The 23,780-nt window shown below is 67.1% G+C and carries 23 protein-coding genes; 7 read left to right on the forward strand and 16 right to left on the reverse strand.

Going from position 1 to position 23,780, the window contains the following annotated elements:
* Nucleotides 1-263: 263 nt before the first annotated feature.
* The 9 genes from AC3ANX_RS06160 to AC3ANX_RS06200 form a co-directional block, all read right to left on the reverse strand.
* On the reverse strand, nucleotides 264-878 hold the full coding sequence (locus AC3ANX_RS06160; RefSeq protein ID WP_488336129.1) for a cysteine hydrolase family protein: 615 nt from the start codon (nucleotides 876-878) through the stop codon (nucleotides 264-266).
* 14 nt (nucleotides 879-892) lie between these two features.
* Nucleotides 893-3,109, reverse strand: coding sequence for an aldehyde oxidoreductase molybdenum-binding subunit PaoC (gene paoC, locus AC3ANX_RS06165; RefSeq protein WP_488336130.1), 2,217 nt, complete (start codon nucleotides 3,107-3,109; stop codon nucleotides 893-895).
* A gap of 3 nt (nucleotides 3,110-3,112) precedes the next feature.
* Entirely contained in the window at nucleotides 3,113-4,060 is a 948-nt protein-coding gene (locus AC3ANX_RS06170) for an FAD binding domain-containing protein (protein ID WP_488336131.1), read from the reverse strand.
* Nucleotides 4,057-4,692 (reverse strand): aldehyde dehydrogenase iron-sulfur subunit PaoA, encoded by a 636-nt coding sequence (paoA, locus tag AC3ANX_RS06175; RefSeq protein WP_488336132.1) that lies wholly within the window; start codon nucleotides 4,690-4,692, stop codon nucleotides 4,057-4,059. Before paoA ends, AC3ANX_RS06170 begins: the two co-directional genes overlap by 4 nt.
* Before the next feature lie 139 nt (nucleotides 4,693-4,831).
* Nucleotides 4,832-5,710: a 3-hydroxyisobutyrate dehydrogenase gene (gene mmsB / locus AC3ANX_RS06180; protein ID WP_488336133.1), complete on the reverse strand. Its 879-nt coding sequence runs from the start codon at nucleotides 5,708-5,710 to the stop codon at nucleotides 4,832-4,834.
* Nucleotides 5,711-5,730: 20 nt separating this feature from the next.
* The gene (locus tag AC3ANX_RS06185; protein WP_488336134.1) at nucleotides 5,731-6,513 is read right to left on the reverse strand and encodes an enoyl-CoA hydratase-related protein; all 783 of its coding nucleotides are present in this window, start codon (nucleotides 6,511-6,513) and stop codon (nucleotides 5,731-5,733) included.
* 11 nt (nucleotides 6,514-6,524) lie between these two features.
* A complete protein-coding gene (locus AC3ANX_RS06190) occupies nucleotides 6,525-7,589 on the reverse strand; it encodes an enoyl-CoA hydratase/isomerase family protein (RefSeq protein ID WP_488336135.1) in 1,065 nt (354 codons plus the stop codon).
* The gene (locus AC3ANX_RS06195) at nucleotides 7,586-8,725 is read right to left on the reverse strand and encodes an acyl-CoA dehydrogenase family protein (protein ID WP_488336136.1); all 1,140 of its coding nucleotides are present in this window, start codon (nucleotides 8,723-8,725) and stop codon (nucleotides 7,586-7,588) included. Before AC3ANX_RS06195 ends, AC3ANX_RS06190 begins: the two co-directional genes overlap by 4 nt.
* Before the next feature lie 2 nt (nucleotides 8,726-8,727).
* Nucleotides 8,728-10,227 (reverse strand): CoA-acylating methylmalonate-semialdehyde dehydrogenase, encoded by a 1,500-nt coding sequence (locus AC3ANX_RS06200; RefSeq protein WP_488336137.1) that lies wholly within the window; start codon nucleotides 10,225-10,227, stop codon nucleotides 8,728-8,730.
* 79 nt (nucleotides 10,228-10,306) lie between these two features.
* Here AC3ANX_RS06200 and AC3ANX_RS06205 point away from each other — a divergent pair, with 79 nt between their 5' ends.
* Nucleotides 10,307-11,200, forward strand: a complete 894-nt coding sequence (locus tag AC3ANX_RS06205; protein WP_488336138.1) for a LysR family transcriptional regulator — start codon at nucleotides 10,307-10,309, stop codon at nucleotides 11,198-11,200.
* 48 nt (nucleotides 11,201-11,248) lie between these two features.
* Here the strand turns inward: AC3ANX_RS06205 and AC3ANX_RS06210 are convergent, their stop codons facing one another.
* Complete coding sequence (locus tag AC3ANX_RS06210; protein ID WP_488336139.1) at nucleotides 11,249-11,440, reverse strand: hypothetical protein; 192 nt, start codon at nucleotides 11,438-11,440, stop codon at nucleotides 11,249-11,251.
* A gap of 106 nt (nucleotides 11,441-11,546) precedes the next feature.
* Nucleotides 11,547-12,407 (reverse strand): hypothetical protein, encoded by an 861-nt coding sequence (locus AC3ANX_RS06215; RefSeq protein WP_488336140.1) that lies wholly within the window; start codon nucleotides 12,405-12,407, stop codon nucleotides 11,547-11,549.
* 356 nt (nucleotides 12,408-12,763) lie between these two features.
* On the opposite strand from AC3ANX_RS06215, the gene AC3ANX_RS06220 reads away from it, so the two are divergent.
* Complete coding sequence (locus tag AC3ANX_RS06220) at nucleotides 12,764-12,898, forward strand: hypothetical protein (RefSeq protein ID WP_488336141.1); 135 nt, start codon at nucleotides 12,764-12,766, stop codon at nucleotides 12,896-12,898.
* Between the two features lie 80 nt (nucleotides 12,899-12,978).
* Here the strand turns inward: AC3ANX_RS06220 and AC3ANX_RS06225 are convergent, their stop codons facing one another.
* From AC3ANX_RS06225 to AC3ANX_RS06235, 3 genes are all read right to left on the reverse strand, one after another.
* Nucleotides 12,979-14,721, reverse strand: coding sequence for a histidine kinase famiy protein (locus AC3ANX_RS06225; RefSeq protein ID WP_488336142.1), 1,743 nt, complete (start codon nucleotides 14,719-14,721; stop codon nucleotides 12,979-12,981).
* Between the two features lie 138 nt (nucleotides 14,722-14,859).
* Nucleotides 14,860-15,327, reverse strand: coding sequence for a nucleoside deaminase (locus AC3ANX_RS06230; protein WP_488336143.1), 468 nt, complete (start codon nucleotides 15,325-15,327; stop codon nucleotides 14,860-14,862).
* A gap of 142 nt (nucleotides 15,328-15,469) precedes the next feature.
* Complete coding sequence (locus AC3ANX_RS06235; RefSeq protein ID WP_488336144.1) at nucleotides 15,470-15,673, reverse strand: hypothetical protein; 204 nt, start codon at nucleotides 15,671-15,673, stop codon at nucleotides 15,470-15,472.
* A gap of 529 nt (nucleotides 15,674-16,202) precedes the next feature.
* Between AC3ANX_RS06235 and AC3ANX_RS06240 the strand changes: the two genes are divergently transcribed.
* The 5 genes from AC3ANX_RS06240 to AC3ANX_RS06260 all read left to right on the forward strand — a co-directional run bounded on the left by AC3ANX_RS06240 (nucleotide 16,203) and on the right by AC3ANX_RS06260 (nucleotide 21,105).
* On the forward strand, nucleotides 16,203-19,148 hold the full coding sequence (locus tag AC3ANX_RS06240) for a TonB-dependent receptor plug domain-containing protein (protein ID WP_488336894.1): 2,946 nt from the start codon (nucleotides 16,203-16,205) through the stop codon (nucleotides 19,146-19,148).
* Nucleotides 19,149-19,292: 144 nt separating this feature from the next.
* Nucleotides 19,293-19,577, forward strand: a complete 285-nt coding sequence (locus AC3ANX_RS06245) for a helix-turn-helix domain-containing protein (protein ID WP_488336145.1) — start codon at nucleotides 19,293-19,295, stop codon at nucleotides 19,575-19,577.
* A 117-nt stretch (nucleotides 19,578-19,694) separates the two neighbouring features.
* Nucleotides 19,695-20,555, forward strand: coding sequence for an oxygenase MpaB family protein (locus AC3ANX_RS06250; protein ID WP_488336146.1), 861 nt, complete (start codon nucleotides 19,695-19,697; stop codon nucleotides 20,553-20,555).
* A 26-nt stretch (nucleotides 20,556-20,581) separates the two neighbouring features.
* Nucleotides 20,582-20,872 carry a UvrB/UvrC motif-containing protein gene (locus AC3ANX_RS06255; protein ID WP_488336147.1) on the forward strand — a complete coding sequence of 97 codons (291 nt, stop codon included), beginning with the start codon at nucleotides 20,582-20,584 and terminating at the stop codon, nucleotides 20,870-20,872.
* Nucleotides 20,869-21,105, forward strand: coding sequence for a DUF3253 domain-containing protein (locus AC3ANX_RS06260; protein WP_488336148.1), 237 nt, complete (start codon nucleotides 20,869-20,871; stop codon nucleotides 21,103-21,105). Before AC3ANX_RS06255 ends, AC3ANX_RS06260 begins: the two co-directional genes overlap by 4 nt.
* Here AC3ANX_RS06260 and AC3ANX_RS06265 read toward each other — a convergent pair.
* Entirely contained in the window at nucleotides 21,102-21,623 is a 522-nt protein-coding gene (locus AC3ANX_RS06265; RefSeq protein ID WP_488336149.1) for a YdcF family protein, read from the reverse strand. The two genes, AC3ANX_RS06260 and AC3ANX_RS06265, sit on opposite strands and share 4 nt — an antisense overlap.
* Nucleotides 21,624-21,689: 66 nt before the next feature.
* Complete coding sequence (locus AC3ANX_RS06270; protein ID WP_488336150.1) at nucleotides 21,690-23,771, reverse strand: SMP-30/gluconolactonase/LRE family protein; 2,082 nt, start codon at nucleotides 23,769-23,771, stop codon at nucleotides 21,690-21,692.
* Between the last annotated feature and the right edge of the window lie 9 nt (nucleotides 23,772-23,780).

The raw sequence follows: 23,780 nt of genomic DNA on the forward strand, positions 1-23,780 counted from the left end.
GTCCACTTTAGCGCGTGTTGTCGTTGGCGCGCATATGTATCCTCAAGCCGAGGCAAAGCCGTGACCGGTGCCGGTTAGTTCGTACGGCGCGCGGAGTGCGACATCACTACGTGCATTCGCCAGGAGAACATCGTAAGTTCCCAAGTTCGCGCTGGTTCCGTGCGATGTCTCAAGCGTCAGGATATCGAGAGCCATCCGGCGGCCTAGGGAACTGGGCCCGAACACCCCGGAGGTTAGCCATGTGAACCGGCACATGCATTAGCCTAAACCGCGCCTGTTTTCTCCACTTTCGCCAGAAGCGCTTCATGCCCCATCGGGCGCGAGAACATCGGGAACGTCTTCGTGACCGACGCCTGCTGTTCCTCCGCGCTCAACGTAGCGGTGCAGTCGGTCAGCGTCACGACGTTGAAGCCGCGTTCGTAAGCGGAGCGCATCGTCGATTCGACGCAACAGTTGGTGAGGAAGCCGGCGATCGCGAGATTGGTGATGCCGCGCTGGCGCAGGATGAAGTCGATGTTGGTGCTGGCGAAACAGTCCAGCCCGCGCTTGCCCTCGATCACGATGTCGCCTTCGACCGGCGTCATCTCCGCGCAGAAAGCGGCGCCCCAACTGCCTTTGCGAAACGCTTGCGCGCCGACGATCCCGGCGAGGATGCCATAGGGTTCGGCGGGGATCTCCGGATAGCCCTCCGCGAAGCTGATCGCTGCATGCAGGATGGTGACGCCGCGCGCGCGGGCCGCATCCGCCACGCTGCGGCTGTTCGCCAGCATGCCGGTCTGCGCCATCACCTCCGCTACGGCGGCGTGCTGCGCGCCGCCTTCGGTGGTGAAGTCGTTCTGATACTCGATCAGCAGCAGAGCGGTCGTCTTCGGGTTCATCACCAATCCTCCGGTCAGGCGACGGCGGGCAGCCGGTCGAGATGCTTGTCGAGCGTGAGCGGATAGTCGCGCACGCGCACGCCGGTGGCGTTATACACCGCGTTCGCCACTGCCGCGCCGACGCCGCACAGGCCGAGCTCGCCGACGCCCTTGGCCTTCATCGGGTTGGTCTTGTCGTCCGCTTCCTCAAGGAACACGACCTCCTGGTGCGGAATGTCGGCGTGGACCGGCACCTCATAGCCGGCGAGATCGTGATTGACGAAGAAGCCCAGACGCGTGTCGACCGCGAGCTCCTCCATCAGCGCGCCGCCGACGCCCATCGTCATCGCGCCGATCACCTGGCTGCGCGCCGAAATGGGGTTGAGGATGCGCCCCGCCGCGCACACCGCGAGCATCCGCCGCACCCGCGTCACACCGGTATAGCGATCGACCGCGACCTCGGCGAAATGCGCGCCGAACGTTGAGAGCTGATAGGTCTTGCTGAGATCGCCGAACTCGATCTTGTCCTCAGCGACCAGCTCGCCGCCCTGCGCCGCATCGGCGAGGCTGGCGGAGCGGTTGCCGCTCGAAACCTTGCCGTCCGCGAAAACCGCGTCGGACGAATTGTAGCCGAGTTTCAGCGCGACCGCCTCGCGCAGCTTCACGCAGGCGGCATAGACGCCCGACGTCGCATTGGCCGCGCCGAACTGCCCGCCCGAGCCCGCCGAGACGGGATAGTCGGAGTCGCCGAGCTTCACCACCACCCGGTTGATCGGCACACCCATCATCTCGGCGGCGGTCTGCGCGATAATCGTGTAGCTGCCGGTGCCGATGTCGGTCATGTCGGTTTCGACCGTCACCACGCCGTCATCCCCCAGCCGCACGCGTGCGCCCGAGGGCATGTCGAGATGGTTGCGGAACGCGGCTGCCACGCCCATGCCGATCAGCCAGCGACCGTCGCTGACCTGCGACGGCGTGGGGTTGCGACGCGACCAGCCGAAGCGCTCGGCACCTTCGCTCAGGCAGCGGACGAGTTCGCGCTGCGAGAAACGCCGCTCGGGGTTTTCCGGATCGACCTGGGTGTCGTTCTTCACGCGGAAAGCGATCGGGTCCATGCCGAGCTTTTCCGCCATTTCGTCCATCGCAATCTCCAGCGCCATCAGCCCGGGCGTCTCGCCGGGGGCGCGCATCGCATTGCCTTCGGGCAGATCGAGCACGGCGAGCCGCGTCGAGATCCTGCGGTTGGCACCGGCGTAGAGCAATTTGGTCTGGTCGGTCGCGGTCTCGGGCTGGCCGTCGGGCTGGTCGCCCGAGCCGCTTTCGTGGGCGATCGCGGTGATGTTGCCGTCGCGCTCCGCGCCGATGCGGATGCGCTGGCGGGTGGCCGGGCGGTGCGTGGTGTTGTTGATGATGAGCGGCCGCTGAAGCGCGACCTTGACCGGGCGTCCGGCCGCCTTCGCGCCGATCGCCGCCATCAGCGCATCGCTGCGCAGGAACAGTTTTCCTCCGAACCCACCGCCGACATAGGGCGAGATGAGCCGGACCTTGCGCTTGGGCATCTTGAGTGTCCGGGCGAGATCGCCGCGCCCCCAGTCGATCATCTGGTTGGAGGTCCAGACGGTCAGTTCGTCGCCTTTCCACACCGCAGTCGAGGCGAACGGCTCCATCATCGCGTGGCTCTGATCGGGCGTGGTGTACAAAGCATCCAACGTAACGGGCGCGGCCGCGAACGCCGCCTCGAAATCGCCAGCACGATCCACCGCAGGCGAGTCGCTGCCTTCCTCGCTCGATGCGCCGACGAGTGGTGCGGTCTTGAGCGCCTCGGCGAGGTCGAACCGGCCGGGGGTGGGCGCGTAATCGACCTGCACGAGCGTGGCGGCGGCTCGAGCGTGTTCGAACGTCTCGGCGACGACGATCGCGATCGCCTGATGATAATGGTCGATCTCCGCCCCGCCGAACAGCTTGGCGGTGTTCATCTTGCCCTTGCCATAGTCTCCGCCATCGAGCGCGGTGACGACCGCGATCACGCCCGGCGCAGCCTTCGCGGCATCCGCATCGATCGCTTCGATGCGCCCCTTGGCGATGCTCGCGCCGACGACATAGCCATAGGCCGTGTCGGCGATCTCGTGATGTTCATAGGCATAGGGCGCGAGGCCCGAGGTCTTGAGCGGCCCATCGATGCGCTCGTGCGGCTTGCCGACCACGGTCATGCGGTCGATCGGATTGGTGCCTGCGGGTGTGTCGAACTTCATGGTTTATGCCTTGGCTTGCGCGATGACGGACGCGAGCGCGCGGGTGGCGAGCGTCAGCTTGAACGCATTGTCGCTGGTCGGCGTCGCCCCTTGAAAGGCGCGCGCGGTGACGGCGGCGGCGCCCTGCGGCAACAGCGCATCGGCCGCCTCGACCCGCCACGGCTTGGGCGCGACGCCGCCGAACGCGACGCGGCCGGTGCCGTCGGGCTGGATCACCGCTGCGACCGAGACGAGCGCGTAGGCGTAGGACGCGCGGTCGCGCACCTTCTCGTACAGATGCTTGCCGCCGAGCGGGCGGGGCAGGGTGACGGCGATGATGAGCTCGCCCGGTTCGAGGATGGTGTCCTGCTCAGGACGGTCGCCCCACAGCCGGTGCAACTCGACGATCGGGATCGTGCGGGTCTGGCCCTGCGGGTTCACCGTCTCGATCGTCGCGTCGAGCACGCGCAGCGCCACCGCCATGTCGCCGGGGAAGGTGGCGATGCACGCATCGGACACGCCGATCACGCCGAGCTGACGCGAATAGCCGCCGATCGCCGAACAGCCCGACCCCGGCTTGCGTTTGTTGCACGCCATGTTGGTGTCGTAGAAATAGGGGCAGCGCGTGCGCTGGAGCAGATTGCCCGCAGTCGACGCCTTGTTGCGCAACTGCCCGCTCGCCCCCGCCATGATCGCGCGGGTCAGCACGCCATAGTCGCGCCGCACGCGCGGATCGGCGGCGAGATCGGTGTTGGTCACCAGCGCGCCGATGCGAAGGCCGCCGTCGGCGGTGGGTTCGATTCGATCGAAGCCGAGATCCTGCACGTCGATGAGGTGGGTCGGCGTCTCGACCTCAATCTTCATCAGGTCGAGCAGGTTGGTGCCGCCGGCGAGGAACTTCGCGCCCGGCTGCGCCGCCGCCTGTGCCGCCGCGACCGGATCCTTGGCGCGCTCGTAGGTGAAGGCCCTCATGCGTCCGCTCCCGCCACGTCTGCGATCGCCTCGGCGATGTTCGAATAGGCGCCGCAACGGCAAATGTTGCCGCTCATCCGCTCGCGCAGTTCGATGTTGGTGGCGCGGGGCTGCGCGGTGAGATCGTCCTGGACGTGGCTCGGGATGCCGCGCTTGATCTCGTCGAGCACCGCCACCGCCGAACAGATCTGCCCCGGCGTGCAATAGCCGCATTGATAGCCGTCATGCCGGACGAACGCCGCCTGCATCGGGTGCAGATGGTCGGGCGTGCCGAGCCCCTCGATAGTGGTGATGCTGTCGCCCTCGTGCTGGGCGACGAGGCTGAGGCAGGCGTTGATGCGCACGCCGTCCACGATCACGGTGCAGGCGCCGCACTGGCCGTGATCGCACCCCTTCTTGGTGCCGGTGAGGTGGAGATGTTCGCGCAGCGCGTCGAGCAGGGTCGTGCGCGGGTCGAGCGACAGCGCGCGATGCTCCCCGTTCACGGTGAAGTGCACCGGCAGCGTCGGCACCGCATCGCTTCCGCGCGGCGCAGCGGCGGCGGGCGTCGCCGCGATCACGGCGGCCGCCGCGCCACTGGCAAGAACGCCGCGACGCGACATTTCAGATGCGGACGTATCCGGCTCGGTCATTCTGATCCTTCCTGTACACGGCGCGCACACGGGGGCGCCACCGTTGCCCGGCATCCTAACGCCCGAGCGGCCGGATCGTGTCCCGGCGCGTGTTCAACGGAGAGATGAGCTACGGTCATCGCCGCCCTTGCGGCGATGCTCAGGAGCGCAGGTGTTTGAGGATCGCGGAGAAATCGAGACCTTCGTTGCCCGCGTCGGCGAAGCTCTGGTAGAGTTCGGCCGCGCGCGCGCCCATCGGCGTGTCCGCGCCGACCGAACGTGCGGCTTCCATCGCGAGCTTGAGGTCCTTCAGCATCAGCGCGGTCGCGAAGCCGCCCTGATAATCGCGATCCGCCGGCGTTTCGGGGCCGACGCCGGGCCAGGGCGCATAGGTCGTCAGCGACCAGCTCTGGCCAGAGGAGGCGCTGGCGATCTCGAAGAACTTCTGCGGATCGAGGCCGAGCTTGTCGGCGAGCGCGAACGCCTCGCAGGTCGCGATCATCTCCGCGCCGAGCACCATGTTGTTGCAGATCTTCGCCGCCTGACCCGCGCCGCTTGCGCCGGCATGGATCACCGCCTTGCCCATCAGCGCGAGATAGGCTTGCGCGCGCGCGAACGCGTCGTCCGCACCGCCGACCATGAAGGTGAGCGTGCCGGCACCCGCCGCCGCGATCCCGCCGGAAACCGGCGCGTCGACCATCGCGAACCCTCGGGCGGCGGCATCGGCCGCCACCCGCTTCGCGGTAGCGACGTCGATGGTGGAGCAGTCGATCAGCAGCGCGGCGGCAGGGGCGTTGCCGAACACGCTGTCGGCATAGACCGCCTCGACATGGCGGCCGGCGGGCAGCATCGTCACCACCGCATCGGCGCCCGCGCAGGCTTCGTCCGCGCTGGCGACCGGTGTGCAGCCCGCCTCTCGCGCGCGGTCGAGCGCCGCCTGCACCAGATCGAACGCCCGGACGTCATGGCCGTGCTTCGCGAGGTTCGCGGCCATGCCGCCGCCCATGTTGCCGAGCCCGATGAAGCCGATGCGTGCCATGTCTCTCTCCCTGTGGTCTTCTACCGGCCCGACCAGGCGGCTGCGCGCTTTTCGATGAAAGCGGCCATGCCCTCGCGGCGATCCTCGGTGGCGGTGAGGATCTGGAACAGGCGCCGCTCGGTCACGATGCCTTGGGCCAGCCCGCTCTCGAACGCGAGATTGACCATCTCCTTGTTCACCAGCGCGGCGACGGGCGCCATCGACGCGATGGTCGCCGCGGTCTTCAACGCATCTTCGAGCAGGTCTGCGGCGGGCACGATGCGCGCGACGAGGCCGGACCGTTCGGCTTCTTCCGCACCCATCATGCGGCCGGTGAGGCACATCTCCATCGCCTTGGCCTTGCCGACCGCGCGGGTGAGCCGCTGCGAACCGCCCATGCCGGGCGCGACGCCGAGCTTGATCTCGGGCTGGCCGAACTTCGCGGTATCGGCGGCGAGAATGAAGTCCGCCATCATCGCCAGCTCGCACCCGCCGCCGAGCGCAAAGCCGTTGACCGCCGCGATCCACGGCTTGCGGGTGCCGACCACGCCGCTCTGCCAACCGGCGAAGAAATCCTGCACGAAAAAGTCGGTGGCCGGCTTGTCCGCCATCTCCTTGATGTCGGCGCCGGCCGCGAACGCCTTGTCGCCGCTGCCGGTCAACACCGCGCAGCGCTGCGCCGGATCGGCGTCGAACGCGGCGAACGCATGGGTGAGATCGGCGAGCACCGCCGTGTTGAGCGCGTTGAGCGCCTGCGGCCGGTTGAGCGTGATGAGCGTGACCGCGTCGCGCTGTTCGACTAGGATGTTCTGATAGTCGGCCATGTCGTGTTCCTTCAAGCGGGGGACCATGCCGCATCGTCGGGGAGCGGCGCGAAGATCTGGTCGATGAGGTGATCGCTGACGGCCTCCGGTGTGGCCGGGTTCCAGCGCGGTGCATTGTCCTTGTCGACGATCAGCGCGCGCACGCCTTCGAGGAAGTCGTGGCGCTGCACGACATGGGCGGCGACCGCATATTCCTGCCGCATCTCGTCCTCGAAAGTCGGCATCGCCGCGCCTTCCAGAACGAGGCGGAGCGACACCTTCATCGCCTGCGGCGATTTGGTGGCGAGTACGGCGCGCTGCTCGCGCGCCCAGTCACTGTCGTCCGCATCGAGCGCGGCGAGAATGCCTTCGAGCGTGTTGCTGGCGAACAAGCGGTCGATGTCGGCGCGGTGCTGCACGATCTCGCCATTATCTGGCACATCAGATGAACCATCGAGAATGAGCGCGATCTCATGCGGGCGTTCGGCAATCCATTCCTTGACGCTTCCGAGCCTTCCGCTGACGAGATAATGCGTGGCCAATCCCAGGTTCAGGCAATCGGCCCCATTCAGCCGGTGGCCGGTGAGCGCGACGAACACGCCGAACCGCCCGGGCAGGCGCGACAGATACCAGCCGCCGCCGACATCGGGGAACAGGCCGATGCCGGTCTCGGGCATGGCGAAGCGCGTGTTCTCGGTCGCGACGCGGAAATCGCACGGCGCGGAGATGCCGACGCCGCCACCCATGGTGATGCCGTCCATAAACGCCACCGTCGGCTTGGCGTAGCTGAACAGCCGGTGGTTGAGCTGATATTCGCGGCGGAAGAAGGCGCGCGCGGCCGCACCGTCACCCGCACCGCTGTCGGCGAGCATGCGGATATCGCCGCCCGCGCAGAACCCGCGCGAGAGCTTGGGGTCGCCACCCGGGGCCGGGGCATGGTCGATCAGCACCGCCTCGACCGCAGGGTCGTTGCGCGCGTCGCCCAGCGCGTCGAGCATCGCCGCGCACATCCCGTCCGTCAGCGCATGGATCGCGCGCGGGCGGTTGAGGCGGATGCGCAGCACGCCGCCCTCGACGAAGGTCAGCACGTCGCTCACTTCAGCAGATCCCGCCCGACGATCATCCGCATCACTTCGTTGGTGCCCTCCAGGATGCGGTGGACGCGCAGGTCGCGCCAGATCCGTTCGATCGGATAGTCCATCAGATAGCCGTAGCCGCCGTGGAGTTGCAGCGCCCGGTCCGCGATTGCCGAGCCGGTATCGGTGGCGAAGCGCTTGGCCATCGCCGCGAAGCGCGTCTTGTCGGGCGCGTTTCCGCTCACCTTCTCCGCTGCCATGTAGAGCAAGGCGCGTGCCGCCTCCAGCTCGGTCGCCATGTCGGCGAGGGTGAACTGGGTGTTCTGGAAATCGGCGATCGCCTTGCCGAACTGCTTGCGATCCTTGGTGTACGTCACCGCCTCGTCGAGACAGCGCTGCGCACCGCCAAGCGAGCAGGCGCCGATGTTGAGCCGTCCGCCGTCGAGCCCGCTCATCGCGATGCGGAAACCTTCACCCTCCGCGCCGATCAGGTTTTCCGCCGGTACGCGCACGCCGTCGAGCACCACCTGTGCGGTCGGTTGCGAATGCCAGCCGAGCTTGCGTTCCTGCGCGCCGAAGCTGACGCCGGCCATGTCCTTTTCCACCACGAAGCAGGAAATGCCCTTCGGCCCCGCCTCGCCGGTGCGCGCCATGACCACGTACACCTCGTTCTCGCCGCCGCCCGAGATGAACTGCTTGGTGCCGGTTAGCAGCCAGTCGTCGCCGTCGCGCACCGCGCGCGTCTTCAGCGCCGCGGCGTCCGAGCCCGAACCTGGCTCGGTCAGGCAATAGCTGGCGAGCCGCTCCATGGTGACGAGGCTCGGCAGGTACTTCGCCTTCGCGGCCGTGTCCCCGAAGCGGTCGATCATCCACGCGGCCATGTTGTGGATGCTGATGAACGCCGACGTGGAGGGGCAGCCATAAGCCATCGCCTCCATGATGAGCGCCGCCTCAAGCCGGCCGAGCGCGATGCCGCCGGCTTCCTCGCTGACGTAGATTGCGCCGAAGCCGAGTTCGGCCGCCTCGCGGATCGTGTCGCGCGGGAAGATGTGGCGCTCGTCCCACTCCGCCGCGAACGGGGTGATGCGGTCGGCGGTGAAGCGCCGCGCGAGATCCTGGATCTCGCGCTGCTCGTCGGTGAGGTCGAAGTTCGTCATGGCTATCCCATCGTCGGGATGACGAACGCGTTGGCACCGTCACCGATCCCACCGTCGGGCCAGCGCTGCGTGACGGTCTTGACCTTGGTCCAGAACTTCACGCCTTCGGTGCCGTGCTGGTTGGTGTCGCCGAACGCCGAACGCTTCCAGCCGCCGAACGTGTGATAGGCGACCGGCACCGGGATCGGCACGTTGATGCCGACCATGCCCACGTTGACGCGCGCGGCGAACTCGCGGGCAGCGTGGCCGTTGCGCGTGAAGATCGCGACGCCGTTACCATATTGATGCTCGCTCGGCAGCCGCACCGCATGTTCGAAATCGTCGGCGCGCACGATCTGGAGGACCGGCCCGAAAATCTCCTCCTGATAGGCGCGCATGTCGGTGGTGACGCGGTCGAACAGCGTCGGGCCGACGAAGAAGCCGCCCTCATGCCCCTGCACTTCGAAGCCGCGCCCGTCGATCACCAGTTCGGCGCCTTCGTCGACGCCGGTCTGTATCCAGTCCTCGATCCGCTGCTTGTGGGCGGCGGTGACGACCGGGCCGTAATGCGCGTCCGCGTCGGTCGAGACGCCGACACGCAGCGCTTCGATCGCGGGGATCAGCTTTTCGCGCAGGGCGATCGCGGTCTTCTCGCCGACCGGCACCACCACCGGCAGCGCCATGCACCGCTCGCCCGCCGAACCGAACGCCGCGCCCGACAGATCCGCGACGACCTGATCGAGATCGGCGTCGGGCATGACGATGCCGTGGTTCTTCGCGCCGCCCATCGCCTGCACGCGCTTGCCCGCCGCAACGCCGCGCCGATAGACGTAATGCGCGATGTCCGACGAGCCGACGAAGCTCACCGCCGAGATCGCCGGATGATCGAGGATCGCGTCGACCATCTCCTTGTCGCCGTGGACCACCTGGAAAATACCCTCGGGCAGCCCCGCTTCGAGGAACAACTCGCCCAGCCGCACCGGCACCGACGGATCGCGTTCGGAGGGTTTGAGGATGAAGGCGTTGCCGGTCGCGATCGCTACGCCCGACATCCACAACGGGATCATGCCGGGGAAGTTGAACGGCGTGATGCCAGCGCCGATGCCAAGCGGCTGGCGCATCGAATAGACATCGATGCCGGGGCCGGCGCCTTGGGTATATTCGCCCTTCAGCACGTGCGGGATGCCGCAACAGAACTCGATCACCTCGAGCCCGCGCTGGATGTCGCCCTTGGCGTCGGCGATCACCTTGCCATGTTCGGAGGAGAGCAGGTGGGCCAGCTCCTCCATGTTCGCCTCGACCAGCGCCTTGAACGCGAACATCACGCGCGCGCGGCGCTGTGGGTTGGTCGCCGCCCATGCCGGCTGCGCCTTCTGCGCGGCGGCCACCGCCCGGTCGAGATCGGCCTGCGTGCCGAGCGCGACCTGCGCCTGCACCTTTCCGGTATTGGGATCGAACACCTCACCGGTGCGCCCGCTGCTGCCACCCGCCGATCCGGCGATGTGATGGTCGATGATCCGCATATCCTGTCTCCTCGGGCGACACCGTCGGGCATCGGATGGTTGCAGGCAATGACGTTCTTTGCAATGGTCGGCTGCATAAATGCAGGCACCCGACTGGAACGACCTGAGAGCCTTTCTCGCCATCGCCCGCGCCGGACAACTGGTTCGCGCGGCCAAGGCGATGGGCGTCGATGCGACCACGATGGGGCGGCGGCTGCGCCGGCTGGAACGCGCCTTGGGGCAGACGCTGTTCGAACAGACGCGCGAGGGGCAGGTGCTGACCGAGGCGGGGGAGGGGTTGCTCGCGACGGTCGAGGCGATGCAGTCCGCGACCGACCGGCTGCTGGTGCAGGCGTCGGACGCGAGCGGGCTCACCGGGCTGTTGCGGGTCAGCGTGTCGGAGGGCTTCGGCACCCAGTTCGTCGCGCGCCATCTCGCCAGCTTTACCGATCTCCACCCCGATCTGACGCTCGATCTTGTCGCAAGCAGCGGCTTCCTCAGCCCGTCGAAGCGCGAGACCGATATCGCGGTGCTGCTCGCGCGCCCGCGTTCGGGCAACGTCGTCGCCAGCAAACTGACCGATTATGCGCTGCGGCTCTATGCCGGACGCGACTATATCGCGCAGCATGGCGCGCCGGCATCGGCCGAAGACCTACGCTCGCGCCGGCTGATCGGTTACGTCCCCGATCTGCTCTACGCCCCGGAGTTGCGCTACCTGAGCGAGATCGACGAGCGGCTCATGCCCGCGATCCGCAGCTCCAGCGTGAACGCGCAGCACGGCATTCTCGCCTCGGGCAACGGCGTCGGCGTGCTGCCCTGTTTCATCGGCGATGCGGACCCGAGGCTGGTACGGGTGCTCCCCGAGGTGCGGATCGTCCGCTCGTTCTGGCTCGTTACCCATCAGGACACGCACCGGCTCAAGCGCGTGCGGGCGTTTCGTGCCTGGCTGGGCGAGGTCGTTCAGCGACAAAGGGGGCTGCTGCTCGGCGAGTGACGGCCGGGACGGGTGCCGAACGGGCGCGTCCGGCAACCTCGCCCCCGGCTAGCCGGCGGTGCCGCCCGGCGCTTTCTTCACCAGTTCGCCCGCCCATTCGATCTCGCCCGCGTCCGGAGCTTCGACCTTGGTGCCGCCTGCGGCACGGTCGGCGCCTGCGCCTTGTTCAGCATCGGACGCATCGTCATCGCTGCCCTGTACGCCGCCGATATCGTCCTCGATCTCTTCCGGGTTCGTCATATCCTGCTCCTTTCGTGCCAATATAACGCCCGAACCGCACCGGAGGAGCCTTGCGGCACCGCTTCAATTTCAAGGATGTCGCGAGAGCCGATAGGTGCCGCCCCCGTCAGGCGTCGGTTGATGATCCAGGCGGTGTCAGGATCCCTTTGGGCACGATGATCGGGGTCATCAACGATGATCCGAGGCCTATCAGCGCTTCGCCGATCACCGTGACCGCGCGCGTGACATAGCTGCGGACCACCGCGCCGCCCGTTCTCAGCGCCTGTGTCGCCGCAGCAAGCGCCGCCGACCCCTTGGTGGCGAGTTCGCTGACGGTTCTTTTTGCGTCGTCCGAGTTGATCGGCATGGTCCGGATGCGGGTCATCAATTGTTCCCCGTTGCTCACCGCGTTGGGCAGCATCTGCACGCCGCGATTTGCCATCTGCGTTTCGATCAGGCCTGCTTCGGTCCGGGACGTGATCGTAATCGCCTGCCCGGCGAGCCGGTTGGCATTGCCGGATCGCGTGATCTCCATGACCGCGCGCTCCACATCGGCCGCGAGTTGCATGCGTTGGCGTCCAGCCGACATGATCGGTTGCATGCCTTCGCGCGCGGCTTTTGCAGCCTCGGGCGAAAGTCGCCGGATCTCTTCGAGCTTGGCTTCCATCTCCTCGATATTGTTCGTCATGCCTTTCCAGGCGCTGAGCATCGAGGTGTAGTGATCGAAGCTGTTGGTAAGTTGCGCACGCGTGTAGAAGGGCAAACCTACAGGATCGATCTGCGGCTGCTTCGCGACGCTTTGCAGCGCCTGAATAGCGGTCACCCCGCCGGGCTTGCTGATGAAGCAGCCTTGTGCCTCGGCCAAGGCCCCCTGGAACGAACCGCGATAGAACCCATGTATGTCTTCGTTCGTACCTATGAACGCTCCGACTTTATCTGCTAATGCGCTAAGCTCGACAAGAAGCGCCTCTACAGCCTGTTCAGACATTGCGGCCATTCTCCCCAATTTATGGCCGCACATGGAATCGCGTGAAGCGGCGCGACCTGATCGGTATAATATCTTTACCGAGTGTACATGAGTCAACCTATATTATATTGTAAGCGTGACAAGTAAAGCGGCGGCAATATACTTTGGAGCGTTTGAGTTTTGAAGCGGGGGGGCGGGTGATGACCGGTGCGCTATGGATGACGCAACCCGCTGATCCGGTGCAGAGGCAGCCCGGATGCGAAATGCCCGCCCTCTTCGGCTTGGTGACCCGATATGGGCCTGCCGTACGCGCCGGAGGCTTTGATTCGGTTCCGCACGGTGCAAACCTGTGCCGGGCAAACAACGGGGGCGAGGATATGAGCGCGATCAGACGCTCGGGCGATGGCGCGGGAATGATGACGCAGGCGTGGCGATGGGCACTCTGGCAACCCGCAAAGGCGTCGCTGTTCGCGGCCGGGCTGCTCGTGGAGGCGATAGAGTTGCTCTGCTAGGCCGGGAGCGGGGTGGGGCATGAGGCTCTGCGCATCGTTTGGGCGCGACCGCCGCTCGCCCGATCACCCCCGCATCCGGTTCATTCCTGCGCGGAGCCGTAATCCGATCGACGCCGGCGCTGATCCGGACCGCCACGGTGGTTCAGGGCTTGCCGCACGCGATCGAGCAGGTCCGAACGGCGGTACGGCTTGCCCAGAACGTCGAGGCCGAGCGCCGAGGGGCCCTCCACCACAAGCTCCTCGTTATAGCCGGTCGTCATCAGCACCGGCAGGTCCGGATCGAGCTTGGCGATCGTCTCCGCCAGCACGATGCCGTTGATCCCGCCGGGCATGACGAGATCGGTGAACAGCAGATCGACCGTGCCGGGCTCGAAACTCTTGAACAGCGCGAGCGCCGCTTCACCCGATTCCGCCGTCGTCACCCGGTAGCCGATATCCTCGAGGATCTCGCGTGACAGCGCGAGAACGTCCGGGCTGTCCTCGACGACGAGGATGTGCTCGCTGGGGGTTTGCACTTCGGGCCTGGCGCGCGGCGATACGAGTGGCGGCGGCTCAAGCGACACGGCCTGCGCGGACGCGATCGGAAACAGCATGCGGATCGTCGTGCCGCGCCCGACTTTGCTCTCGATCTCGAGCCGGCCGCGCGATTGCTGCACGAAGCCGGATGCCATCGCCAGACCGAGCCCGGTGCCCTTGCCGGTCGCCTTGGTGGTGAAGAACGGCTCGGTCGCGCGGTCGATGACATGCGGGGGCATGCCTTCGCCCTCGTCGCGGATTTCGACCGAGATATACTCGCCCGGTGTGAGTCCGCGCGCCGCAGCGTCGCCGTTGAGCCGCACCTTGCCCGTCACCAGTTCCACCATGCCGCCGCCCGGCATCGCGTCGCGCGCGTTGATGGCGATGTTGAGGACCGCCATCTCGAATTGTTCGGGATCGAGGATCGCCTTGGGCAGATTGCGGCGCAGGCTGAGTTGCAGGTCGACGCCCGTGCCGATCGCGCTTTCCATCACATCGGCGAAACCGTTGATGCACGCGCTGACATCCACCGGGCGCGGATCGAGCCGCGTCTTACGGGCGAACGCGAGCAACTGCCCGGTCAGCTTTGCGCCGCGCTCGGCAGCGCCGCGCGCGCTGTGCAGATAGCGCAGCGTACGCTCGTCCTCGACACGCGCGGTCGCCAGTTCGAGGTTGCCGTTCACGACCTGGAGCAGATTGTTGAAATCATGCGCCAGCCCGGCGGTAAGCTGGCCGATCGACTCCATCTTCTGGGCTTGCAGCGAGGCTTTCTCGCTCTCGCGCCGACGCGTCACGTCGAGCTGGCTGGCGAAGAAATACAGCAGCTTGCCCGCGGTGTCGTACACCGGGCCGATGAAAACCGCATTCCAGAACGGCGACCCGTCGCGCCGGTAATTGAGAAGCTCGAGCGCGATCGATTCCGTGTTGGCGATCGCGTCGCGCAACTGCGCGACCATCTCCCGGTCGCTCTGCGGGCCTTGCAGGAAGCGGCAGTTTCGGCCGACGACTTCCGATTCCTCGTACAACGTCAGATCGAGGAATGCCTTGTTGGCGAAGACGATCGGATTGTCGGGCTGATGCGGATCGGTGAGGATCATCGGCATCCGCGTCATCTCGATCGCGGCGAAGAATACGTTGCCCCGGTCGTCGAGCCCGGGTTCGGTGATCGTTGCCTCGCGCCAATGGTGCAGCCCGCGCGTTTCGATCGGCTCGCGGGCTCCGACATCCATCGCGCCCGCGGCCGGCACGCCGCCGCTCTGCCCGTCGCCCTCGATGTCAAACTCGCCGTGCTGTTCCTTGTCGTCCACGTCTGTCTTTCACCACGAAATGCCGTCGGCGGGAGCGCCGGGGCGAGCGACAGGCTGAATGCCTGAACCGCCCGAAGGTTCGATCCGTCTTTGTATAGTCTCCGCTCGTCGTCAACGCCGCGGCGGGCGTCGCCCTCCTCACAGGTTCGCCTGCTCCTCGCGCGGCAGGTCGACGTCCGGCGCGTAGTAGAGCGTCGCGCATTCCTCGCGCAGGCAGCCGCCCTCGATCGTCACGTCGTCGCGATAAGCGTCGGCGATGAACGACAGCGTATCGACATGGCGCGCCTCGAAATACATCGGATGGACGTCGTCGCGGCCGGCCCCATAGACGACACGGCCGACCTTGGACCAGATCGTCGCCATGGTGCACATGCCGCAGGGCTGGAGCGTAGAATAGAGCGTCGCACCGCGCAGTTCGAGTTCGCCGGTGCTTTCGCAGGCACGGCGGATCGCCATCATCTCGGCATGGGCGGTCGCATCAGGCAACTCGTGGGTCTGGTTGCGCTCTGCCGCGATCTCCCGCCCGTCGAGCACAATGACGCAGCCGAGCGGCGACGACGACGGGTCTGATCCCTTGGAGCGTGCGATCTCGATCGCGCGCCGCATCCAATCCTCGTCGGAGCGGGTTGGAGCCGCGGGCGCCATCAAGCCTCGCGCACGTCGACGGCGGCGAATTCGCCGAACGCGGCGCGCACGGTCTCGACCGTTGCCGCATCCTCGATGTCGACCGACACCGTTACCGCGCCGTTCAGCGGCGAATCGTCGCGCGCTTCCGGGCTGGGGCGCCTGCCTCGCGATCGGAGCCGGCCTGCGCCTCGCTGGCGGTGTTGTCGTCGCCGGCGGCGGCGATGAAGATGTCCGATCGGTCGAGCTTATGCTCCTGCACCAGCCGCTCCACCGTCATCTCGGCTTCGCGACGCGTCTCGAAAGTGGCGTTGAGCGTCGTTCCCATGGTCGTTCTCCCGTGCCGCCGACGATGGCCGGGGGTCCGCGCCTGAACGCACGGGAACGCATTGAGTTCGGCGGGCCCGATTGCCGGCATCGCGACCCACTATCGCTACGGGAAACCCGGGACATGAACGAAGTTTCATGCGCCGGCTGCGGCGTTGCCGGCGTCCCGATGGTCGCCCGCTGACACGATGCGGCCCATTATCGCTAAGGAAAAAGACAGAATATACTGTAGCATAGCGTGCTTCGGCCGTAATCAAGCCGACCTATGTCACCCCTAGTCTCGACCTACGTAAAAAGACCGATGTGGCACGATTGCTACATCGCGGCTGATTCGCACGTCGGCAAATGACAGCTACTTTACAGCCGATCTGGCCCTGATATCTCCGTGACATCTGCTCCGGGGTCGGACCAACCGGTCCGAGGGGAGCCGGATCTTTCGCACATGGGGACGATGGCGGGAGATCACACAGGGGAGGTATATCTTGCATTTGACTCTGAAGAACCGTCTGCTGCTGGGCGCAACGCCGCTGATGGCGCTCGCCGCATTCGCCACGCCTGCGCACGCACAGGACCAGGCCGCGCCCGCGACCCTGTCGCGCGACGCGCCTGCCGCCGATGAAGCGCAGAAGGACATCGTCGTCACCGGATCGCTGTTCAAGAGCGCGACGACCACCGCTTCGCCCGTTACCGTGCTGACCTCGGAGACGCTCGCCAAGGCCGGCATCACCAACGTGGCGGACGCGGTGCGCTCGCTTTCGGCGGACGGCGCCGGCTCGATCGGCAACGGCTTCTCGAGCGGCTTCTCGGCCGGCGGTTCGGCCGTGTCGCTGCGCAACCTCGGCGTGTCCTCGACGGTCACGCTGATCGACGGTCTGCGGTCGACCAACTTCCCGCTGAACGACGACGGCCACAACAGCTACACCGACCTCAACAGCATCCCGATGGTCAACGTGCAGCAGGTGCAGGTGCTGAAGGACGGCGCGTCGGCGCTGTACGGCGCCGATGCGATCGGCGGCGTGGTCAACATCATCACCCGCAAGCAGATGACCGGTCTCGAAGCCGGCGCCGAAGGCGGCGTCTCGGCGGCGGGCGACGGCCAGCGCTACCGTGCGCACCTGCTCGCCGGTTATGGCGATTACGCGCGCCAGGGCTTCAACATCTATGTCGGCGGCGACTATGATTACACCGGCAACGTGACTGCGGCCTCGCGCGGCTTCCCGTTCAACACGCTGGATCTGCGCGCGATCGGCGGCGTCGACAACAATCGCGGCGACGACACGCTGACGACGCCGACTACGAACGCCGTCGTGACGCGCGTGCGCCAGACCGATCTCAACAACCCGCTCGCCGGCACGGTGACCAACGCAACCACCCCGGCGGTGTTCACCTCGCTCACGCCGCTCGCCAACTGCCCGTTCGGCACCTTCACCGAGAATACCGCTGCACGCACGGGCACGGCCTGCGCACATGATCTCACCAAGGAATATGCCGAGATCCTGCCCCGGCAGGAGCGGTATGATTTCGTCGGCTGCGTCAGCGTTCGCCTTGCCGACAATATCGAAGGCTATATCGCCGGCAGCTACGCGAACAACCGCGTGGACATCACCCGTACGCCCGTCGGTATCCGCCAGAACCAGGCGTTCGGCGGTTCGCCGGCAACTTCGACGAGCAACCCCGGCATCGTGCTGCCGGTGTACATCTGCTCCTCGGGCGTGAACTGCGCGACCGCAACCGATCGCCGCCTCAACCCCAACAACCCGTATGCGGCAGCCTATGCCAACGATCCCGCCAACGGCGCGGCGCGTATCTACTATCTGTTCGGGGATGTCCGTTCGGGCAGCAAGCGCATCAACGAAGTCTATCGCGGGTCCGCTGGCCTGAAGGGCAGCTTCGCCGGCGACTGGAACTGGAACGTCGATGCGTCCTATTCGAAGGACGTTCTGGGGCTGACCTTCTATGGCTATGCAAATCTCGCGGCGCTGACGAAGGCGATCAACACCGGCTCGTATAATTTCGTCAACCCGAGCCTGAACAGCGCAGCGGTGCGGGATGCCGTGCTGCCGCCGATCACCGCGCGCTCGCGCTCGTCCGAGACGACGGTCGATGCTTCGATCAACCACAACCTGTTCGCGCTGCCGGGCGGCGACGCGAAGCTGGCGGTGGGCGGTCAGTTCCGCCGCGAGACGCTGACCAACAACAGCCTCAACCCCAATCTCGACGTTCCCGGCCTCACCACCGCGCAGGCCTATGGCAAGCGCTCGGTCGTGGCAGGGTTCTTCGAGGTCGACGCACCGATCCTCGAGTCGCTCGATCTCGGCGCGTCGGGCCGGTACGATCACTATTCGACCGGGATCGGCCGCTTCTCGCCCAAGTTCACCGCAAAGTGGCAGCCGATCAAGCAGCTTGCGATCCGCGGCACCTATTCGGAAGGTTTCCGCGCGCCGACCTTCGCTGAATCGGGCCCGCGCAGTTCGTATTCGGGCTTCGTCGGCTACACGCCGGATGCCGGCTTCCGCGCGGCGCATCCGAACAACGCGTCCTACACCACCAACTATTCGCTCGGTCGCGGCTATGTCGGTAACCCGGACATCCAGCCGGAGCGTGCGCGCAGCTTCACCGCCGGTGCCATCTTCGAGCCGGTGCGCTGGCTGACCGTCACGGCCGACTATTTCAACGTGAAGAAGTCGAACCTGATCGTCACCGGCCCGCGCACGTCGGACGCGATCAACGCCTATTACTCGGTGGAATCGCGCACCTTCGCTTCGGCGGCTGCCGCACAGGCAGCGGCGTGCGCGGCGGTGGCGGCGGTCGGTACCGGCTATTCGTGCAACGTGGTGGACGGTGCGGATCCGTTCTCGCCCAACGCGCTGCCGCGTCTGCTCGTGCTCAACGCGCCATATGTGAATGCCGCTTACGAGATCATCTCGGGGCTCGAGTTCAGTGCGGATGCCCGCATTCCGATCACCTCGGGCATCCACCTCGAGAGCCGGCTCGATCTCCAGGATACGCTGCAATATGATCTTCACCCGGGCTCCGGCGCGGTGCAGCATTATGCGGGTACGGTGGGTCCGGAGGATCTGTCGTCGGGCGGCGGTACGCCGCGCTGGCGCGGCAACTGGCAGAACACGCTCGACTTCGGCAAGTTCAGCCTGTCCGCGACGACCTATTACGTCGGCCGGATCAAGGCGGTCGCCGCCGATCAGGCGACGTCGGTCAACGGCGACATCTCGTGCAACGCCGCCGTTTACAGCTCGAAGTTCTGCTACATCCACAGCTTCATCTACACGGACGTGAATGCGGCCGTGACGGTGAACGAGGGCTTCAACTTCTATGTGACGGTCGGCAACATCTTCGGCGCACGTGCACCGATCTTCCCGAACAACGCATATACCACGCAGCCGAACTATCTGGCCTCCTGGCACCTGCCGGGCCTGATCGGCCGGACGTTCAAGGCGGGGGCGAACTTCAAGTTCTAACCGCCGACCGGTGGCTTCTGCGGCGATCTTCTCCTCCTGGAGAAGATCGCCGCCAAATCTGAAATTTCGTGAACGGAGCGTCATGCGCGCGTGAAGCGCGTCGGATGCTCCTCTCGCGCAACTCCGCGTTTTAGGAGGCAGGTCATGAGGGCCGACGCGACCAGCACGTCCGATACTGTACCCGGCCCGTTCGTCGAAGCGAACGTCGCGGCACGGCTGGAATTGATGCACGCGCTGAGCGGGCGCATCCAGTCCTGGAACCTCACGCAGGAAGCCGCGGCGCGTCGGCTCGGCATCGGTCGGCCCCGGCTGAACAATCTTCTGCGCGGCAAGATCGCCAAATTCTCGCTCGACGCGCTCGTGAACCTTGCCGCGCATTCGGGCCTTGCCGTGCATATCGAACTCGCCGACGGGGCGGAGCCCAACTGACGGTGAGCCGGCCCCGCGGCTGCGCCGGGGAGGGGAGCGGCTGAGCGCGGTACAAGTCGCACGGTTTCGCGAAGCCGCCGCCACACCTACATACGAGCTTTGCGTAAGAGACACGCCTTGCTCGACCAGTTTCTCCATCCTGTCCGCCGATCGATCGCCGACCGCGTCTCGTCGGTGTTCAACGACACCTCCGCTGGCGAGCAGCCGGTGGTCCGCCGCGCGGACGGGCTGTTCGGGCCGCAGTCGGTCGCCTGGCGCGTGAACGGCGACGTGGCTGCGATGATGGCCGGCGGCGTCAGCGCGCTGCTGCTTCAGATGCTCCACCCGTCCGTTCTCGCCGGAGTGTGGGATCATTCGACCTTCCGCTCTGACATGCACGGGCGGCTGCGCCGCACCGCGCGCTTCATCGCCGTCACCACCTTCGGCGGGCGAGACGATGCGACCGGGGCGATCGCGCTCGTGCGCCGTATTCACGACAGGGTGACGGGCACGTTGCCGGACGGCACGCCCTATCGCGCGAACGATCCTGCCTTGCTCGACTGGGTCCACGTGACCGGCGCGAGCAGCTTCCTTGCCGGGTATCTTCGGTATGCCGATCCGCGCATGTCGGCGCGCGATCAGGACCGATATTATGCCGAGATGGCGGAGGTCGCGGTGGCGCTCGGCGCGGGCAATCCGCCGCGCGACCGTCGCGCCGCTGCCGCCATGATGATGGACATGCAATCGCAGCTTAGGGCCGACGCGCGCTCGCGCGAGGTTGCGCGGCTGGTGCTGGAACAGCCATCGCCTTCACGCGCCGGAGAACCGGTCCGCCGTATGATGATGGCAGCCGGTGTCGATCTGCTGCCGCGCTGGGCGCGACACATGCACGGGCTGACCTCGCCGCTGCTGAGCCGGCCCGCGCTTCGGCTCGGCACGCTGGGCGTTGCGCAGACGCTGCGCTGGGCGTTCGTGCCGTCGCGAACGGTTGCCGCCTAGCCCGGTGTTCGTGCGTTGGGGTGTGCATGACCGATACGATTGAATCGCTACAGCGCAGGATGGACGCCGCTGTCGAGGCGCTGGACTTCGAGGACGCCAGGCGCTGCCGCGACCGGATCAGCCTGATGCGCGGTGGTGCGAGCGCTCAGGAGGCGGAGCAGGCCGATGCCGCCGGATTGCTGCGCCAGCAACCCGGCGCGATGGGTCTCGGCACCAGCCAACAACGCATGGCACCCCCGCCGGGCTGGCGACCGCCACCCAAGCCCGATCCCATGACAACGGGCCGGCCATCGCGCGGCGGCCGCCGCAAGCCGTGAGCGATGCGCGCGAGGCGACGCTCGCCTTGCTCGCTGCCCGCGCACCGGGTGCGACGGTCTGCCCGAGCGAAGTGGCACGCGCCATCGCGGGAGATGGAGAGGCGTGGCGCGAGGCGATGCCGACCGTCCATGCGGCGGTCGACACGCTGGTGGCGGAGGGGCGGGTGCGGCTGAGCTGGAAGGGCGAACCGCTCGATGCGCGGGCGGGGCCGTATCGCATCGGCCGAGTCTAGCGGCGATCCGATCGCGAACGGTCGCGCCACGCCGCGCCGACCCCGGCGACGAGATCGTAGGGAAGCGCCGCGCCCTCTCTCGCCCACATCTTCAGGCGCAATTCCCTGCGCCCGCGCGCCGCCAGGCGGACCGGGCGGGTCGCCAGCCCCAGCAACAGGAACAGCATGCGGACGCGGGGCTGATGATAGCCATCGGTGCAGGTCAGGATCGTGGCATAGCCATGCGCGCGGGCATGCGCGGCGGCGGCACGCACGGTTTGCAGCGTATCCATGCTGCGTTCGTCGAGGATCAGGCGCTCGGCCGATACGGTGCCCGACAGCAGGCCGGCCATCACCGCCGCCTCGGAGGGCGGGTACGTCCCAACGCCACCGGACAGGAACAGATCGACGCTCGGGTCGGCTTCCGCCACCGCCGCCGCATAGCCGACGCGGCGCGCGAGCGCGGGGCTGGCGCTGCCATCGGCGCGCACCGCCGCCCCGAACACGACCACGAGCGTGCGCCTGGTGGGTTCAGACATGGCGGCGATCAACCTGGGCTGGGTGCATAAAGGTGGCCTGATGCGAGGCGGGCGGGGACGACGCGTTCAACGGATCGCGATCGGCAGGTCGCGCCCGGCCATTGCCACATTGCCGGCATGGTCGGCGGCATGGATGCGGATCGTGTAGTCGCCGGGCGGCAGATCGGCCGGGTTCCAGCCGACCCGCTCGGCGCGACCATGAAGGACGCGGTTGGAGACGACATAGAGGAAACGCGTCCGTTGATCGCTGTGCACGGTGTCGCCGCTTGCCGGGGCGTAGGCGATCTTGGCGGTGTCGGGCGTGGTCGGCAACGCATCGAACACGATCGTCACGCGTGGGCGCTCGAAACCCGGCACCGGCGTGCCATCCGCCTTCAAGACCTGAAACCCGGCTTCGTAGAGGCCAAGGCGGCGCCGCGCCGCGTTGCCGTCGACCTGATCCCACGCATCGGCGACGATGCTGAGCGACCCGGCGTTGGCGGGTACGAGCAGGCGGCCGTCCTGCCGCGCAATCAGTCGGCGGCCGACGGCATCGAGCAGTTGCACCTCCGCGATGTGCGGAGCGACATGATCGGCCAGTCCCGGAAAGTGCAGCAGCAGCGCGTTGATCTTGCCACGTGGCGGCCCGAGTTCGAGATGGACATGCGCCATGCGGTTGATCGTGCCGAGTGGATCGCCGACGCGGAAGCGCGTGCCGCGTTTCACCCGCACCCGCGTCACGCGGCCACTGGCGTCGCGGAGGAGCCGGAAGCGCACCGGATCGATCGGCGCGCCGGCCGGGGTGCGACCGACACGCATGTGGATGTACGTCATCTGGTCGATGCGCAGACCCTCACCGAGGCCGTCCGGCTCCCAGTTCGGCAGCGGATCGCGCACCGTCTCGTCGGCGGTGGTGAGGACGGTCGTCCCCGGCGGCGCGCTGATATCGAGACCGGCGTGGAGGTGGTCGCGACTTTCCCCCTGATAATTGCCGCGCACCTCGCCGAGATCGCCGACCACCTCATGCGCGGCGAATTGCGGCGCGACCGGCCACGGGAATACGCGCGTCCGTACCAGCGAAGGCAGCGGCGCCGGCGCAACGGCGGGCGTCACCTGAGCGGCCTGCGCATCCCGCCGGCTGAGCTTGACGATGCGGTACGCCGATGCGTCGGCGACGTAGAGCGCGCCCGCGCGATCAACCGCGATCCCTGCCGGGCCGGTGAAGCGCAACGCCGCATTGCCCGCGTTTCCGGCACCAGGTCCGGCGAGCACCTTGAGATCACCCGTCGGCGACATCTGAACGACCCGGCCGCGCTTGAGCGACGCGATGTAGAGGAAGTCGTCCCATGTCGATGCCAGACCCACCGCGCCGTTCAGCAGGTCCGCGCCATCGCCGCGCCCGGTCTGCGCCAGCGTGGAGACGATGCCGTCCGGCGTGATCTTGCGGATCGCGTCGTTGCCGGTGTCCGCGACCAGCAGGGCGCCGTGGCGATCGAGCGTGAGGCCGGTCGGCGTGTCGAACCCCGCCGCCGCGCCCGCGCCATCGACGAAGCCGGGTCCGTCATGCCCGGCCAGCGTCCGCACCTGCCCCTCGGGGGTGATGATGCGGATGCGGTCGTTATAGCTGTCCGCCACATAGACGTTGCCCTTGGCGTCGGCCGCGACGCCGATCGGGCCGTCGAAGCGCGCCTGAGCCGCCGCGCCATCGCGATATCCGGCGGTGCCGTCACCCGCGAGGGTCGTCACGGCACCGTCCGGGCTGATCCTGCGGATCGCGTTTGCAGCGGTGTCCGCGACAAGAACGTCGCCGGCGCGATCGAGCGCGACGCCGGACGGCGTCTGGAACGTGCCGGGCAAGGTCGTGACCGTGCCGTCGCGGTCGATCCTGCGGACGCGCCCGGTATCGCCCGCATCCGCGACGTACAGCGCACCGCGCGCGTCGATGGCCAGCGCGAACGGATCGCCGAACCGGGCCTTAAGCGCGGCGCCATCGGCATCGCCGCGCGTCCCGTCACCCGCGACGAGGGTCTGCGTCGCCGGCCAGCCGAACGGTGTCGCCGCCGGCCTGAACCAGCCGAACACCAGGACCAGCCAGACAACCGCCGCCAGCGCGGTCAGCACGGCCAGTGCGACGAGAAGGGCGAACGTGCGGGAGGATCGACGCGGCATCAGCCACGC

The organism is Sphingomonas sp. BRN-1R (genome assembly GCF_057748035.1).